We start from the raw sequence: 15,294 nt of genomic DNA, 5'->3' as shown, positions 1-15,294 counted from the left end.
GCGATAATCAAGCCAAGGCGTCACTTAACTTGCCCGCCTTTGCGCAGGGATGGCTCAGTCAGCCAAAGCATGATGAAGTTGATCAAGAGTAGCGTGGCAGTGGCGATAAAGACGACATTATAGTCGAACCAGCCAGCCAACGCACCACCCAATAAAGCGCCAAACATGTTACCCAGGGCTTGGAAAGACTGGTTCCAGGAGAAAATCGCGCTGGTGGCGCTGACTGGTGAGTTTTTGGTTAGGAGGGTCTGGATCGTGGGGAACAAGGCGCCATCAGACACACCCACGAGCAGACGTAAGATCCCGAGGACCCAAACGCTAGGAATCAAGCCTTGGGGAATGTAAACCAGCACGGCGAAAAGGTAGCCGGCGATCAACACTTTGCCAGAACCGTGTTTGTCACCGTAAGAACCCAAACGCGGCGCGGCGATAATATTGGAGATTCCGGGTAAGGCGGCGATGATCCCAGCAACTAAAGGCACACTGCCGGTGTTATGCATCAGTTCTTTAACGTAAAGACTGATGATTGGGGAGATCGAAGCGTTGCCCAACTGAACAAACATGGTTGACAACAAAAGGACAATAATCAAGCGGGGATTCTCAAATTGGCTGAGTAAGCCGGACAACATGCCTTTTTTGGTAGGATCAGTCGTTCGTTTGATCGGGACAAAATCCTCTTTGACCAAGGTCGCGGAGAGAATCCCAGTGATCATCAGGAGCGCGGCGGTGATGAAGAACGTGTTGCGGATCGAGAAGGCCTCAGCTAAGATCCCGCCAATAATCGGGCCCATCAACATCCCGGAGGTTGATCCGGTGACCAAGGTACCCAGCGCCTTACCAGCATTGGCTCGTGGTGTTTGCGAAGCAATCAAGGCTTGGGCATTAGAGATATACCCGGAGAAAACACCTTGCAGGGCTCTTAAGGCAATCAATTGCCAAACATTTGTGGCCAAGCCCATTAAGAATAAGGCGACCGCCATACCCCAAGAGGCGCGGATCAACATGATCTTGCGCCCTTTTCGATCGGCCAAAGCGCCCCACAATGGCGAAACGATCGCAGTCACAAAGAAAGTCGCCGCAAAAACCAAACCACTATAAAAAGATAATTGTGCCTTGGTGAAGTTGCCCAATTCACCAACATAAAGCGACATGAAGGGCATGATCTCGCTGAAGGAAATCCCGGCGATGAAAGTGCAGGCCCAAAGAACGATTAAATTTTTTCGCCAAGGTTGTTTGGCTCGTTGTGCATCATCCATGTTTGATCACGCCTTCTTTCGTAATATTCGTCACGGCCTGCGTCAATGCCTCGTTAAAAGTCGTCTCGGCAGCCAGATCGGGCTGACTGAACAATCCCCACAGTTCATTTTGAACATAACCGAAGATCAACGCTCTTAGGTAGCGAGCTTGAGCGATCACTTCTCGGTCATTGTCATAATAAGGCGCCAGTAAGCGGTCTAACACTAAGACCAACTGATGCAAGTGTTCACCAGCCTCGCTTTCCTGTTGATAGTTGATACCGCCGAAAGCCAGTTTGGTTAAATTCGGTTCTGCTAAAAGTGAATGGTGCAACTCACTGCCATAGATGATCAGGCCTTGTTCACCGCTGATTCCGACCAGCGCTGTATTTAAATTCTTGGTCAAACTGTCGAGAAAAGAGACAATCAAGGCGAATTTCAATTGTTCACGATTGCCGAAATAAGCGTATAGTGCTTGCGGACGCACGCCTAACGCGTTAGCCACATTGCTGAAAGTTAAGGCGGCGGCGCCAGTTTCATTGACGATCTGGGCCGCGGCTTCGATGATTCGTTGTTGATTTAGATTACGTTTTTGCATGATAAGTTGAGTGACCTCCTGACAAACGACTTTTATTTTACACCTCAAAAAATCAAATTACAAATAGTAAATTAAATTTACGGTTATTCGACCTTTGGATTGTTCTTGAATTGATTTGGCAGGGTTGGTTCTTATTCTTGATTTTTTATTTAATTGCAGGTGTGCAGGGTTTGGGTGGGGACGCAACCGGCTGGGACTGCTGTTGCGGACTGGAACGTGGTGGGCATCGTTTGAAGCCAATTCCAAAAGCGGGAATTGTCTTCAAATCGAGCCTTGTCCTAAGCGGCAAAGCCGCCAAGGACAATTTCACCACTGAGCCGCGCAGTCCCAGCCGGTTGCTGGGCAGCATTGAGCCTATCTGCAATCGAAGTTGGACATCTGACGAAGTGCTTTTTGCAAGTGCGGTGGTCAAACAATTGTCCGCTTTTGGGATGGTACGGCAAGGCCAACTGATTTGGATTAGAAGGTCGGGACAGTTTGCGTAGGCCGAACATCTCTGCTTGTTTCCTTAACAAACCTTGGATGACAACCGACTGATCCAGCTGAATCATCAAGAACTTGCCTTAGTTCATCAAGCGGACTGTGCTGGCGTCGCCAATTTAAAGCTGATGACCACTAACCACGGTTGTCAATTGCGTGGTTCTCTATCAATTGACGATAGCTTACCAGTCGGCGTGAGTGCTCAAACGGCTGTTAAAACGTTGAGCGGCTGGAGCGGAGAAATTCGGGGTGAGATCGCCGTGAAATTGGTCTTAGTGGCTCTGCCACTTAGACCAAGGCCTGATTTTGAGACAAGCCGCGGACTTTGCGGATTGGCTCAAAACAGCGCCCACAGCGAGCTCACCCCGAATTTCGCAGCGCAAGCCGCGGCCAAACTGTCTTGCCAATTTACCACGGCGGTTCACTGCCATCAAAAATTTTTCGGAAAAATTCACGCTGAGAACTTGAAAAAGTCAGTCAAAAGATTTACAGTGTATGTACACGATGAAGTGATAAGAGATCAGATAATCGAGGTGAATGATCGTGACGCATCATTTTGAACAAACTTGCGCATATTTCACGGCGGCTCGGTATATGCGGACAGTGGAACAGGTCGCTGATTCGATTTTCGCGCCGACCGGGTTGAAGCCGGCGTACGCTTATATCATGATGGCGTTGGAAGATGAACAACCGCAAACGGTGGTGCAATTGGCCCAGCGCTTGGGCTATGAGCGTTCGTCGCTATATCGGATGGCGCAAATACTGGAACGCCAAGGACTTTTGCAAATGACCAGTACCGGTCGGGCTAGTAGTTTAGCGTTATTGCCTGCCAGCGCGGCTTTTCTCAAAACCGCCAATCAGTGCTTAGCGGAATTTGGTCAGTATACGGATACCAAACTTGGCGCTGATAAAGTGGCGATGACTAGTTTATTAACGCGTAATAATCAGAAATTAAGGAGTGAAAAGTATGATTAGTTATCATCGGTTAGAAGTTTCAGGGTTGTCGATTTTCTATCGTGAGGCGGGGGATCCTAGTTTGCCGACAATGGTGCTCTTACATGGGTTCCCTTCGGCCAGCCATATGTTTCGAGATTTAATGCCCTTGTTGTCCGACCGCTTTCATTTGATTGCGTTGGATTATCCGGGTTTCGGGCAATCAAGTATGCCTGATCATCAAGAATTCAGTTACACGTTTGAGCATTTGGCGGCGGTCACGACTGAATTCTTAGTTAAATTAAAACTCACGGATTTTTATATGTATGTTTTCGATTATGGCGCGCCGATCGGCTTCATGATTGCAATGGCGCATCCCCAATGGATCCGCGGGATCATCAGCCAAAACGGGAATATCTATCAAGCCGGTCTGGGTGAAAAATGGGCCACTCGACGCGACTTTTGGGAACATCCAACGGCAGCTAAACGTGCCAGTTACCGCAACGCCTTCGCGCCGGAGACAATCAAGGGCCAGTATTTAACTGGTACGCCCGCGAACAGTGTCAGCCCTGACGGCTATACCTTGGATATTGCCTACACACAGCGACCGAATTATGTGGAGAACCAGCTAGATCTAATTTTCGACTATCAAAATAATATTAAGAAATACCCGCAATTTCAGGCCTATTTGCGCCAATACCAACCGAAACTGTTAGCGGTTTGGGGTAAAAATGATCCTTCGTTCATTTATCCTGGCGCGCTGGCCTTCAAACAAGATGTTCCTGATGCGGTGGTTAAACTGGTAGATAGTGGCCACTTCGCTCTAGAAAGCCATAGTGCGGAAATCGCCGCGTTGATCAAAACAACCTTTTGAGTGCCGGTGTTCTGGACATCGTGTTTGAATTGATTTGGAACGACTGATTCCTATTCTTGAACCTGCGCTTGATTGCAGTGGAGTCGAGTGTTGCGCGTGAGCGCAACCGGCTGGGACTGCTGATGCGGACTGGAACGTGGTGGGCGTCGTTTGAAGCCAATCCGCAAAGTGCGCGGCTTGTCTTCAAATCGAGCCTTGTCCTAAGCGGCAAAGCCGCCAAGGACAATTTCACCACTGAGCCGCGCAGTCCCAGCCGGTTGCTAGGCAGAATTGATCCTACCTGCGATCAAGGCGAAGGATTTAACGAGGTGGTTTTGCGAGGTAGAGGTCAAACAATTGCCAGCTTTTGTAGTGGTACGTCAATGCCAACGGATTCGGATTAGAAGGTCGGGACATTTTGTGTAGGCTGAACACTCTCTATTTGTTTCCTTAACAATCATTGGTTGGAAGCCGACCGATTCAGCTGATTCATCAAGAACTTGCCTCAGTTCATCAGGCGAACTGTGCCGGTGTCACCAATTGAAAGCTTGTAACCACTAACCACGGTTGTCAATGGCGTGGCTCCCCGTCAATTGACAACAGCTTGTCAATTGACGTGAGTGCTCAAACGGCTGCTAAAACGTTGAGCGGCTGGAGCGGAGAAATTCGGGGTGAGATCGCCGTGAAATTGGTCTTAGTGGCTATGCCACTTAGACCAAGGCCTGATTTTGAGACAAGCCGCGGACTTTGCGGATTGGCTCAAAACAGCGCCCACAGCGAGCTCACCCCGAATTTCGCAGCGCAAGCTGCGGCCAACCTACTTTTGCTAGGTTAATGCTCAGAAGCCGCTCAGGGTGGTTTGCACTCTAGCTGTAAATGCTGTTGCTCAGTTTCATCTTGCGTTATACTTGGTTAATGTAAGTTGAGTCTGTTTAGCACTGGGAGGGTCATTATGGCAACAATTACGATACCGACGCAGATCGAAGTGCGCGGCGGTCAGGTTCATAATCTGAAAAACATTGATGTTGATATTCCCTTAAATAAATTTGTCGCGATTTCCGGCCTATCTGGCTCTGGGAAAAGTTCGTTGGCGATGGGAATCTTATACGCGGAAGGGTCGCGGCGTTACCTTGAAGCGCTCTCGACTTATACACGGCGGCGGATCAGCCAGAATAAACGGTCGCAGGTCCAAGAAGTGCGCCATATTCCTTCGGCGATCGCCTTACGCCAGCGGCCGACGGTACCCTCAGAGCGCTCCACCGTTGGCTCAATGAGTGAAACGTTCAACACGGTTCGTTTGATTTTCTCCCGGTTGGGTTCGGTGGTGTGTCCCAATGGGCATCGGCTCGCGCCCAGTTTGAAGATCGCTCAGGTGATGGATCTGGCGGGGGACAAAATGGGGGTCCTGACCTGCCCGACGTGTGGCGTGAGCTTCATGGCCAAAGGCGCCGAAGATTTCGCCTTCAATTCCGGTGGGGCTTGTCCTGAGTGTCAAGGCACGGGCAAGATCCGGACATTAGATGAGAGCAAGTTGATCGGTGATGACTCGCTGACTTTAGATCAGGGCGTAGTCGCGTCTTGGCATTTACCAGGACGCAACTTCATGCCGACCGTCGCGGCGACGATCGGGGTACGCACCGATGTCCCTTACCGCGAGCTGACCGCGGCCGAGCAACAAATTATCTTGCATGGTGAGAAGAAACAGTACGCGGTTGATTTTCACACCAGCACCGGCCGGGTCTTTCACACGGACAAGACCTTATATGAGAACGCTTATGATGCGGTTTACGACTCTCTGAAAACTGTCAAAAGTGAGCGGGCGATCGCCCAAGTCAACCAGTTTTTCCACTTTGAAACTTGTCCCACCTGTCATGGCTCGCGGTTGAATCCGGAATTGCTGAATCAATTGGTCGGCGGGTTGAATATCGCGGAAGTCGCGGATTTGACTTTAGGCGCGCTACAACAATGGGAAACAACGACCAAACAGGCATTACCAGCCAACATGACAAATTTGGCGGCGATCTTGTTCAAAGATTTGAGCGATAATGTGCGGCCGCTACTGGAATTGGGCTTGGACTATCTAACGCTGTCTCGAAGTGGCAACACGTTATCGACCGGTGAATTGCAGCGGATCCAGTTGGCGAAAACCTTGCGGACTGAGACAACGGGAGTCCTTTATGTCTTGGATGAGCCTTCGATCGGGTTGCATCCCGACAATATCCAAGGCCTTTTGCAGATTTTCCGGCAATTGATCGCGCAGGGCAATTCGCTGGTCGTGGTGGATCATGAAGTTGACATTGTGGCCGCGGCGGATTGGGTCGTTGAGATCGGTCCGGGGTCAGGTGATGCCGGTGGCGAGATCATCGCCCAAGGGACGCCGGAAGCCTTGACGAAGGATCCGCAGTCGTTGATCGGGCCCTTTATCGCGGGTCAAGCCAATATTTTCCACGCCAAGGTCGCGCCGGTCGTGGCCAAGCCCCAGTGGACCCAACTGAAGATCGGTGATTATTTCAATCTCCATGATATTAGTGTGGCCTTGCCGGATCATCAAATCACCGCGGTCACCGGTTTTTCCGGCGCGGGGAAAACCAGCTTGATTTTGAACAGCTTATTACCGGCGATCAAGGCGCGGGCAGCCAAGCAACGACTGCCGCAACAAGTGACCGACTTGACGACTGATCTGCGGCATGTGGTCAGTGTTGACGCGACGCCCATTGGCAAAAATACCCGCTCGACGTTGGCGACTTACACGACAATCATGGATAATTTGCGCCGGCTTTTTGCCAGTCAACCGGCAGCTAAAGCCAAACATTATGGCATCGCTTATTTCTCTTACAACAACAAGCAAGGCGCTTGTCCCGATTGTGGGGGTCAAGGGACGATCACGTTGGACATTCAATATTTGCCGGATATGGATGAGGTTTGCCCCACCTGTCAAGGGGCGCGCTTCAACCAAGCTGTCCAACAGATCAAGTGGCAGGGCTACTCGATCGTGGATCTATTGGCGTTGTCTGTCAAAGAAGCGTTGCCGGTTTTTGCCAAGGTGCCAAAGATCCACCGCCAATTGGTCTTATTACAGGAGATCGGCTTGGATTATCTGCACTTAGGTGAGAGCACACCTAGCTTATCAGGTGGTGAAGCCCAACGTTTAAAGCTGGTCAACCACTTGAATCAAAAGCAACCAGATACTGTTTTTGTTTTTGATGAGCCTTCGGTGGGTCTGCATCCTTTGGACGTTCAGGTGCTCTTAGGGGTGCTCAATCAGTTGAAAGCCAAGGGAGCAACGATCGTGATCATCACTCATGACTTGGACCTTATGGCTAACGCTGATTACTTGATCGATCTTGGGCCAAAAGGCGGCGAGCAGGGTGGCCGGGTGATGGCGTCTGGTCGGCCGGTGGAATTGGTACAGGAACCGACGAGCTTGACGCTTCAATATTTAAGTCAGCATTGGCAGAAGTTTAGCGTCAAGGTGCCGAAGTCATAAGCGGACACACTAGTTATCTTTTCTGCTGTAATTAACCTGGCAACGGCGAACTCAATTAACCTGAGTTCGCTTTTTTGCTTGAATCGGCTAGACCCCACCGCCAATGGTTTGACTCGGTCAGGCATGACCCAATGATGCCGATTCTCGTCTGAAATTAATTTTTAGGGAGTACTTTTTGGGTATCAGGTGATCAGACTCAGCAGTTGACTTTTGTTAATAACACTAAAAGCAATTGCTGCAATTAAAATTAATGAAAAGCATACAAAACAATTGAAGAACGTGGTATACTAAAGCCAGTTGTTACATGGACCAGCTTTATCTGGCTGTCAATTCTTAAGGCTTGGTTAATTAATGAAATGTGACTGCACAAAAGAGCGTTTTCGCGGTATACTAAAATTATGTGAAGTCACGATCTTTTTCGAATGAATTCAAGGAGTAGTGAGGGCAATGAACAGGCACCGATGGTTACACCGATATGCAAGCATCAGTCTGCTGTTAATCGCATTTGTGGGCCTGTCCGCCTGCCGCCAGCAGACTAAAACGACATTGTACCAACAGTCTTTAGATCAAGGGGCAGCTGCCTTAGCGGCCAATAAGATTGCCCAGGCGCAGGATCATTTCGAGGATGCCTTGAAGGAAGTGCCGCGGGATCAACAAGCGCAACGATTGTTAACGCAAACCAATGATTATTTGGCGGCGCAAAAGGCGTTCAATCGCGGTGACCTTAAACAGGCCGCCGCCAAATTGGCCCAGTTGGGCAACGAGCAAGATCTGGACACATCATTGAAAACTGCGTTCGCTGAATTGCGGCAAGCTGTCCAGGCGGCGGAGCGGGAAACGGGCACGGTAACCAATCAAGTCGCCCAAGTACAGAAGTCTTACGATGACGGCGATTATCAACAGGCCAATTTATTGTTGACGCAAATGGATACGATCGATTGGCGCAATAAACCTTACCTGGCGCAGTTGCACACGCAATACAGTGACTTAGGTCGCTTGGTTTTGCAGAAACTGTTAGCGCAAAATCCAGCAGGAACGGTGGTCAGCGCTGAGAAGCAAGCGGATCAGCAGGCGCCGCAGACGAATCAGTCCGCGGCCGGCGATGATCAGGAAGCAACCGCTGACGCCGAGAGCGGCGCGGACACCAATGTGGAATCTAGCGATAGTACTACGGCATTACCGACGGATCCGCCTGAGTCTGACGATTCGTCAACTGCGGACACGCCGCAACCAACCGCAACTTACTATCGGCAAATGTTGGTGCGCCTGATGGGCTATCAAGTGTCCACGGTCGCGGCGATCCCCGATCAGATCATTACCGCGGCTTTTGTTCAAGCACAGTCCCAAACTGGCGATGCCCGAATCGCGGCGACGATTCTGGAAGCGAGTTATCCACAATTGGTACTTGAACGCCAACAACACCAGAATACCGGGACTCAGTTGACCACCGCGGCAGCGCAACAGTTGGCGCAGAAATATTGGAATCAGGCCGATACTTTGGCCCAACAGGATTGCGAACCGAGGACGACCACGGTCAATGAAGAAACCGGGACGGTCACGGTTCATTTTGCTGGCATCGGCGAAGCCAACTACACCTATACCATTGATTTCACCGCTAGCGGTCAGATCAATTGGCAAGATAGCGCCGGTAACTTGCGGGTGCTGGGTGTTTGGAAATAGGTTAAGCGTGGGTCTAGCCCGACTATTTGGTCGGTGAGGCAATCGGAATTGAGTAGCGCTTGAATTGAACTGAAACTAGCATAGAATGCTGATCGTTAACAGTAGTAACCAAGTTGGTTATTACTGTTTTTTAATGGCCTTTTTTAGAAATATCATAATGAGCAAAGTTCGGTGAACCTGTTGGAGATGTCTGATTTAAACTGCTTGTCTGACCGGACTTTGTCGACAATCTTGACTAGTCCAGTTTTTCACGAGTTCCGGGTATTTCTGCTTTATCTCCGCCGCGGCTGGTGGTATTGTTTAGCCGAAATTAAGAGATCAATCTTTCATCGTGGAAGAATGACCCAGAGGAAAATCGCGACGACTTAGTTAGGGGGAGCAACGATGAGGAAAATTGTAAAGAAGTGGCTCACAGGACGGTCGATTCCATGGCTGGTCATGACGCTAGTGTTATTGGTTTGTGGGGCCAGTCGCGTGGCAGCCAATCGAATCCAGGCAGCGGTGCTGAACGTTGCTGGGTTGGACTCAGGGAGTGCGACGATCACGGATCGTGATGGTAATGATGTCACCAATGAGCAGGAATTGGACCGCTTCAGCCATTACAAGATTACTTACAATTGGAAGTATCCAGATGGGCAGCCAATCAAGGCCGGAGATACCGCCAATTTTGAATTGCCAGATAATGTACTGGCCGTTGATGACATAACGGTTAACTTGACGGAAAAGGATGGAACCGTTGTGGGCACGGCCAACATTAAGAAAGGTCAAGGGGTTGGGACGATCACCTTCTCCGAAGCCTTGGAGAACACCATTTACGGTCGCAACGGTACCCTTCAATTTACCGTTGCTGGGACGAAAGAAACCCAAGCGTCCAACAGCGATTGGTTCATCAACAAGTATGGTTGGATTAATCAGGCCGCGACTAGTCCTGATGGGACACCAGATGAACTCTACTGGAATATTGCGATCAATCCCAGCTCAGAAAAGTTGAGCCAAGTTTTAATTACCGACACCCTGGGACCAGGGCAGACTTTCATTCCTGATTCGTTAGTGGCGACACAGCGAGTCGATGGGGTCGACAAAACGCCAGCGCCAGTCAAGGTCAGCACCAATGGTAATCAAATTTTTATCGACTTGGGCGATATTGACCAAGAAATCAGTATTGTCTATCGGACGAAAATCACTGATCTAAATTTGAGCGCTGGTAATCATTGGACTGATAATGCTAGCGTTAATGTAACTGATCTGGCCCATCACGAGACCAGCTCCTCTGGTAATATTGCCTGGGGTGGGACTGGCACGGGCACTGGGTACAAAGGGTCCGCCAAGCTGACCAAGTATGCTAGCCAGTCACAAAATCTGCTGGCCGGTGCTATCTATGAGCTGCGTAAAGAAGGAACCGTGATCAAAACTGGGCTGACTACCGATGATCAAGGCCAAATCTATGTAGATGGACTGGATTTTGGCAACTATGAATTTGTTGAGACACAAGCGCCGGTAGGGTTCCAACTACATCCAGAGCCAGTGCCATTCCAGATCACTTTGGAAAATGGTGGTTACAGCCATGTTGAAGTCGTCGATCGCGACTATCCGGCAAAACCAACAAATCCGACGAACCCGACAAATCCAACGAATCCAACGAATCCGACGAACCCGACAAATCCAACGAATCCAACGAATCCAACGAATCCGGAAAAGCCAACGAACCCGACGAACCCGACGAATCCAACAAATCCGACGAATCCAACGAACCCAACAAAGCCAGAAAAACCAGGCAAACCAGGCAAACCGACGGTACCAGAACGGCCGATAAAGCCTGTAGCCCCAGTTACACCGGGCTTGCCAACCAGACCAAGTCAACCACAGCCGTCGGGGAAGCCGCATGATAACGGCGTAATCACGCCAACACGTCCACAAGCACTTGGTAAATTGCCGCAAGCTGGCGAGCAAAAGGACGATTCGTTGACCGCCTTGATCGGTCTGCTCGCACTGATAACTTTGGCTGGTGAGGTCTTCATTCGAAAAGTTGAAGCCTGAATTGACCAAGCGAATAGACTCGTGATACCCGTTGAGTGCCCGCATATCTGTCTGCATCAAGGGAACCACAAAAATACCGTAGAATCGATTCGAGATTCTACGGTATTTTTTTATGGGCCATCAGGAGTGACTAAATTTTGAAATGGGGTTGCTCGGCGTCATCCCCCAACTTGCCACCATAGAGATCGACCATTTCTTGGGAAATCGGTTTCATTTCTGCCACGAGGCTCGGTGGCGCAAGGACCTTAAGCATATTGCCTTGACTGAGTAGCCACATGCGGACACCGTTGCCCATTACTTTAGCGCGAATAGTCACACTATGGCGTTCGGGATGGCGAGCAATCACTTCCGCAGTCGGGAGCCGATCTAAAACCGCTTCCTCGATCCCCCAGAATTCAAAAGTGATCTCCTCTAAAGGCCCGGTGTACATAAATTGGATATGTTTCCGCAATTCCCCCTCCAAAAAACGGTTGACTGGCGGCTTCTTTTCGAGGGCCGGGACCACTTCGTAGTTGGCGATTCGATCGGAGCGAAAGAAACGTTCCTGCTTTGATTTGAAGTCGTAAGAAATGATATAGAAGTAAAATTCAGAGAAGAAGATTGCTTCTGGCTTGATCGTATACAGGGACTGCTTTTGATGCCTAGTTTCATAGGAAATTTGGATGGTTTGCTGGTGGAGAATAAAGTTGCTGAAATCCCAGATACTATTGATCAGTTTGCGATGATGTTTTAGTGGTTGGTAGTTAACGATTTCGTTATGAATGATCGGGTCAAGTTTTCGAGCTTGATCAGGCCCCATGATTGCTTGTAGTCCCTGAATGATTTGCTTGAGTTCAGGCTCATCCAAAGCGCGACTAGCCAAAAGGATCTTGATCAGCAGCAGAATCTGACGTTGATCTAAGGCAGTTTTGTTGGAAACTAAGTAATAGCCATGTTTCTTGGCATCATAAGCGATGCGCTGGTGATAATATTCATCAGTGAAGAGGTCGTTGAGTTGACTGACATCACGTTGAATCGAACGAGTCGTGACATGAAAATGGTCTGCTAAGGCGAGTTTGGTCAAATGCTCGCCCCGCAGAAGATGAATCAAGATGTATGCTTGCCGATAACCAGAATTCATTCTTTCACGCCACCTTTGCTTGACTAAAGTGTAACTTGTTCAAATGTTCAGGGCAAGCATTTAATTGGTTTTTCTGGATAAAAAGATTAAATTGGTATTATTTGGACGTACTATGTACTTAAGTGAACGACCGGGCAGGAATTGGTTAGAGGGGGAACGGAAACGAGCTGCACACAACTGACCTCTGCGCTTAACTATGCCAGGCTTCTGGAGACATAGTGTGCCTCCAAAATCCTGGCTAGGTTAATGCTCAAAGTCAACCCGTTGTGTTCCGCACTCTTTTTTCGTCGTGCAAGTGCTAATTAATATGTTAGAATTAACTTAGAAAGCGAATGGGTGAAGTGGAAATGACAAAATATCTGTATTTAATGCGACATGGTGAGACACTTTTCAACGTGCAGCACAAAATTCAAGGCTGGAGTGATTCGCCTTTGACTGCGCGGGGCGTGGCTCAAGCCAAGATTGCCGGTCAATATTTGCAAGATGCTGGCGTGGTGTTCGATCACGCTTATTCCTCAACAGCGGAGCGGGCCAGCGATACTTTGGAATTAGTTACTCAGGGTAAGTTGCCCTATCAGCGGGTCAAAGGGCTGCGCGAATGGGGCTTTGGCGTTTATGAAGGGCAGGATGAGAGTCTGAATCCTGCGCTACCTTATGGTGATTTCTTCCATCAATTCGGCGGTGAAACTGAGACCGAAGTGGAGCAGCGAATCTATTCGACGATCCTAAGCTTGATGCCAGCAATCGATCACGCTGGGCTGGTCGTTTCTCATGGCGGCGCCTGCGCGAATTTCCTGCGGCGAGCACTGGATCATGATGGGCATTATGGGATTACGAATTGTACGATTTTCAAACTCGCTTATACCGCGGGGCAGTTTGAATTGTTGGCAACGATCCATCCGGATTTCTCGTCGCTGGACTAAAGTGCCGCGACTAACGGGCTTACTAGGCAACATAGTTGGCACCTCTGGTTGGCCGTGTTAGACTGCAGTTAGTTGAAAGTAGCGATGGTGTTCGCTACGTTAAGTGGTCACAACGGCCTGATGACACCTACCATTTTCTTTGGAGAATGGTAGGTGTTTTTTTATTCGATCGAGCCGAGCAACCGACCAAGTTGACACATTAGTTACAGGTAAAAAAACGGGGGGAGCCAAATGTTTACGAGTTTACTTTTTGCAACAGCAACACCGCCAACCGCCAGAAATCCGCAGGCGGCAATTTGGCAAGATCTACATTTAGGTCAATTGTTCACGGCTGTTTGCGCCGATCGTGGGGGCAATGAACCGGCGCTATTGCCGTATTGTTATCAACCCTTGACTACGGGGGCGCTGGTCAAGCTGCGGCAGCAAATTTTCCAGGATTTGGCTCAGCCGGAAATACTGCAAGCGGTTGATCGGTTTGTCGGGCGAATGCAACTGATGGCACGCCGCCGCGAAAAACTATCTCACTTGGATCCGGAGCCCTATCAGCAAGAACAATTTCTGCGGCTGGTCCAAACGGAGCAACAAGCGCTGCGGGATTTCGTTGCGCAGTTGGCCCAGCTGCCGATCCAGTCAGCCGGGTTACTGACATTTCGTCAAGAATTACAAGCTTATTTAGCAGCGGCGGCCACACAGACGCTACAGGCTGCCATCGATCATCTGGGCCAAACCTTGACCAAAATTAGTTATCGATCAGAATTTCAAGGCCGGCACGTCTTGATCAAAGCTCAACCGGAACCAGCACCGACCTTCGTCGCAACCTTTACGGCTTGCTTTCAGGGGTTGTTCGCGGACCCGACTGCGATTGCCAGGCCCGTCGCGAAATTAGACCGGCCTGGCTCCGATTTCGATTTAGACAATCTGCAATCCTCGATCTTATTGAGGCTGCAACATTTATATCGAAGCGAATTTCAGGAGTTGGCCAGCTTTGCGCAACGCTATCAGGGCTATCTCGTCCCGGGATTGGCGCAGGCAGTGCAAGAACTGCAATTTTATCTAGTTTGGACCAAAATGATTCAGCGCTTGACCCAAGCAGGCTTAAACTTTTGCCGACCGCAGATCATCACATCTGGTACAGAGCTGGTCCGGGATAGCTTTGACTGGGACTTGGCGGTTCATTTGCAACATCTCGGACACTTGGAACGGTTGGTGACCAATGATTATCGTTTGCCGGCGGATCAGTCTTTTCTCGTGATCTCGGGGCCTAATCAAGGGGGCAAGACGACTTACGCGCGGATGGTCGGCGAAGATTATTATCTGATGGCGTTGGGTCTGCCGATTCCGGGGACGGCGGCAAGCTTGAAACTGAAGCCAGTTGTTTTGACCCATTTTGAGCGGGCAGAACAAGCCGATAAAATCAGTGGCTTACTGGCCACCGATGTTGAGCGGATGCATGGAATCATTGCGGAAACGACCGCAGATAGTTTCGTGATCATGAACGAGTTGTTCTCTTCGACTACCGCGGCGGATGGCCAACGCTTGGCCGATAAGGTGCTGGATCTGTTGCAAGCGCGGCAAGCCAGCGGGATCTACATTACCTTCTTGACGGCGCTGGGTGATCACGCCGGGGTGGTGCCGATGATGAGCCAGGTCGCCCAAGGAACAACGACGCGGACTTATCAGGTGCTGCCGCAAGCCTTGGATGGGCAGGCTTACGCCACGACACTGCTGCAGGCCTATCATCTACGGGCAGTGGATCTGGAAGGGAGATTATCGCAGTCAACCACCCGTGACTAAAGTCACAGGCTTGTGAGAGCATCGCCTAACGGCGACACGACCACAATTTGCTTAGATACAGCCATCGCCTGCAAGCAGGTCTTACGTGCTAATTACCAAAGCCTTTAGAGTCCGCAGGTTGCCAGACGGACTGTGATTCTTAGTTAAGGGCTAA

Annotated in this window: 14 protein-coding genes and 1 riboswitch; of the genes, 11 read left to right on the top strand and 3 right to left on the bottom strand. The window is 49.9% G+C overall.

Going from position 1 to position 15,294, the window contains the following annotated elements; genetic code table 11:
• Window positions 1-20 precede the first annotated feature (20 nt).
• Window positions 21-1,256, bottom strand: coding sequence for an MFS transporter (locus ACYVSB_RS09175; protein WP_461219192.1), 1,236 nt, complete (start codon window positions 1,254-1,256; stop codon window positions 21-23).
• Window positions 1,249-1,833 (bottom strand): TetR/AcrR family transcriptional regulator, encoded by a 585-nt coding sequence (locus ACYVSB_RS09170; protein ID WP_461219191.1) that lies wholly within the window; start codon window positions 1,831-1,833, stop codon window positions 1,249-1,251. Before ACYVSB_RS09170 ends, ACYVSB_RS09175 begins: the two co-directional genes overlap by 8 nt.
• 230 nt (window positions 1,834-2,063) lie before the next feature.
• Here ACYVSB_RS09170 and ACYVSB_RS09165 point away from each other — a divergent pair, with 230 nt between their 5' ends.
• The 9 genes from ACYVSB_RS09165 (at window position 2,064) to ACYVSB_RS09125 (ending at window position 11,303) form a co-directional block, all read left to right on the top strand.
• The gene (locus tag ACYVSB_RS09165; protein ID WP_461219190.1) at window positions 2,064-2,318 is read left to right on the top strand and encodes a hypothetical protein; all 255 of its coding nucleotides are present in this window, start codon (window positions 2,064-2,066) and stop codon (window positions 2,316-2,318) included.
• A 33-nt stretch (window positions 2,319-2,351) separates the two neighbouring features.
• A complete protein-coding gene (locus ACYVSB_RS09160) occupies window positions 2,352-2,873 on the top strand; it encodes a hypothetical protein (RefSeq protein ID WP_461219189.1) in 522 nt (173 codons plus the stop codon).
• Window positions 2,857-3,288, top strand: coding sequence for a MarR family winged helix-turn-helix transcriptional regulator (locus ACYVSB_RS09155; protein ID WP_461219188.1), 432 nt, complete (start codon window positions 2,857-2,859; stop codon window positions 3,286-3,288). The genes ACYVSB_RS09160 and ACYVSB_RS09155 overlap by 17 nt, the downstream gene beginning before the upstream one ends.
• Complete coding sequence (locus ACYVSB_RS09150) at window positions 3,281-4,120, top strand: alpha/beta fold hydrolase (protein ID WP_461219187.1); 840 nt, start codon at window positions 3,281-3,283, stop codon at window positions 4,118-4,120. The genes ACYVSB_RS09155 and ACYVSB_RS09150 overlap by 8 nt, the downstream gene beginning before the upstream one ends.
• Before the next feature lie 122 nt (window positions 4,121-4,242).
• On the top strand, window positions 4,243-4,503 hold the full coding sequence (locus ACYVSB_RS09145) for a hypothetical protein (protein WP_461219186.1): 261 nt from the start codon (window positions 4,243-4,245) through the stop codon (window positions 4,501-4,503).
• A 200-nt stretch (window positions 4,504-4,703) separates the two neighbouring features.
• On the top strand, window positions 4,704-4,934 hold the full coding sequence (locus ACYVSB_RS09140) for a hypothetical protein (protein ID WP_461219185.1): 231 nt from the start codon (window positions 4,704-4,706) through the stop codon (window positions 4,932-4,934).
• 117 nt (window positions 4,935-5,051) lie between these two features.
• Entirely contained in the window at window positions 5,052-7,586 is a 2,535-nt protein-coding gene (locus ACYVSB_RS09135; RefSeq protein WP_461219184.1) for an excinuclease ABC subunit UvrA, read from the top strand.
• Between the two features lie 447 nt (window positions 7,587-8,033).
• Window positions 8,034-9,266 (top strand): tetratricopeptide repeat protein, encoded by a 1,233-nt coding sequence (locus ACYVSB_RS09130; RefSeq protein ID WP_461219183.1) that lies wholly within the window; start codon window positions 8,034-8,036, stop codon window positions 9,264-9,266.
• Window positions 9,267-9,650: 384 nt separating this feature from the next.
• Window positions 9,651-11,303 (top strand): SpaA isopeptide-forming pilin-related protein, encoded by a 1,653-nt coding sequence (locus ACYVSB_RS09125; protein ID WP_461219182.1) that lies wholly within the window; start codon window positions 9,651-9,653, stop codon window positions 11,301-11,303.
• 130 nt (window positions 11,304-11,433) lie between these two features.
• Here ACYVSB_RS09125 and ACYVSB_RS09120 read toward each other — a convergent pair whose 3' ends face one another.
• The gene (locus tag ACYVSB_RS09120; RefSeq protein ID WP_461219181.1) at window positions 11,434-12,423 is read right to left on the bottom strand and encodes a helix-turn-helix transcriptional regulator; all 990 of its coding nucleotides are present in this window, start codon (window positions 12,421-12,423) and stop codon (window positions 11,434-11,436) included.
• Window positions 12,424-12,770: 347 nt separating this feature from the next.
• Between ACYVSB_RS09120 and ACYVSB_RS09115 the strand changes: the two genes are divergently transcribed.
• Complete coding sequence (locus ACYVSB_RS09115) at window positions 12,771-13,346, top strand: histidine phosphatase family protein (protein ID WP_461219180.1); 576 nt, start codon at window positions 12,771-12,773, stop codon at window positions 13,344-13,346.
• A gap of 71 nt (window positions 13,347-13,417) precedes the next feature.
• Window positions 13,418-13,483: riboswitch (Fluoride riboswitch) on the top strand.
• 94 nt (window positions 13,484-13,577) lie between these two features.
• The gene (locus ACYVSB_RS09110) at window positions 13,578-15,140 is read left to right on the top strand and encodes a MutS-related protein (protein WP_461219179.1); all 1,563 of its coding nucleotides are present in this window, start codon (window positions 13,578-13,580) and stop codon (window positions 15,138-15,140) included.
• The last annotated feature ends 154 nt before the right edge of the window (window positions 15,141-15,294 follow it).

The organism is Lapidilactobacillus salsurivasis, assembly GCF_054785215.1.
Note: the sequence above shows the minus strand (reverse complement) of the source record. Positions and strands in the feature narration are given on the sequence as shown.

Excerpts from the sequence above, each read along its gene's own strand:
- ACYVSB_RS09175 (WP_461219192.1), bottom strand. The coding sequence starts at position 1,256 with ATGGATGATGCACAACGAGCCAAACAACCTTGGCGAAAAAATTTAATC.
- ACYVSB_RS09170 (WP_461219191.1), bottom strand. The coding sequence starts at position 1,833 with ATGCAAAAACGTAATCTAAATCAACAACGAATCATCGAAGCCGCGGCC.
- ACYVSB_RS09150 (WP_461219187.1), top strand. The coding sequence starts at position 3,281 with ATGATTAGTTATCATCGGTTAGAAGTTTCAGGGTTGTCGATTTTCTAT.
- ACYVSB_RS09145 (WP_461219186.1), top strand. The coding sequence starts at position 4,243 with ATGCGGACTGGAACGTGGTGGGCGTCGTTTGAAGCCAATCCGCAAAGT.
- ACYVSB_RS09135 (WP_461219184.1), top strand. The coding sequence starts at position 5,052 with ATGGCAACAATTACGATACCGACGCAGATCGAAGTGCGCGGCGGTCAG.
- ACYVSB_RS09130 (WP_461219183.1), top strand. The coding sequence starts at position 8,034 with ATGAACAGGCACCGATGGTTACACCGATATGCAAGCATCAGTCTGCTG.
- ACYVSB_RS09125 (WP_461219182.1), top strand. The coding sequence starts at position 9,651 with ATGAGGAAAATTGTAAAGAAGTGGCTCACAGGACGGTCGATTCCATGG.
- ACYVSB_RS09120 (WP_461219181.1), bottom strand. The coding sequence starts at position 12,423 with ATGAATTCTGGTTATCGGCAAGCATACATCTTGATTCATCTTCTGCGG.
- ACYVSB_RS09115 (WP_461219180.1), top strand. The coding sequence starts at position 12,771 with ATGACAAAATATCTGTATTTAATGCGACATGGTGAGACACTTTTCAAC.
- ACYVSB_RS09110 (WP_461219179.1), top strand. The coding sequence starts at position 13,578 with ATGTTTACGAGTTTACTTTTTGCAACAGCAACACCGCCAACCGCCAGA.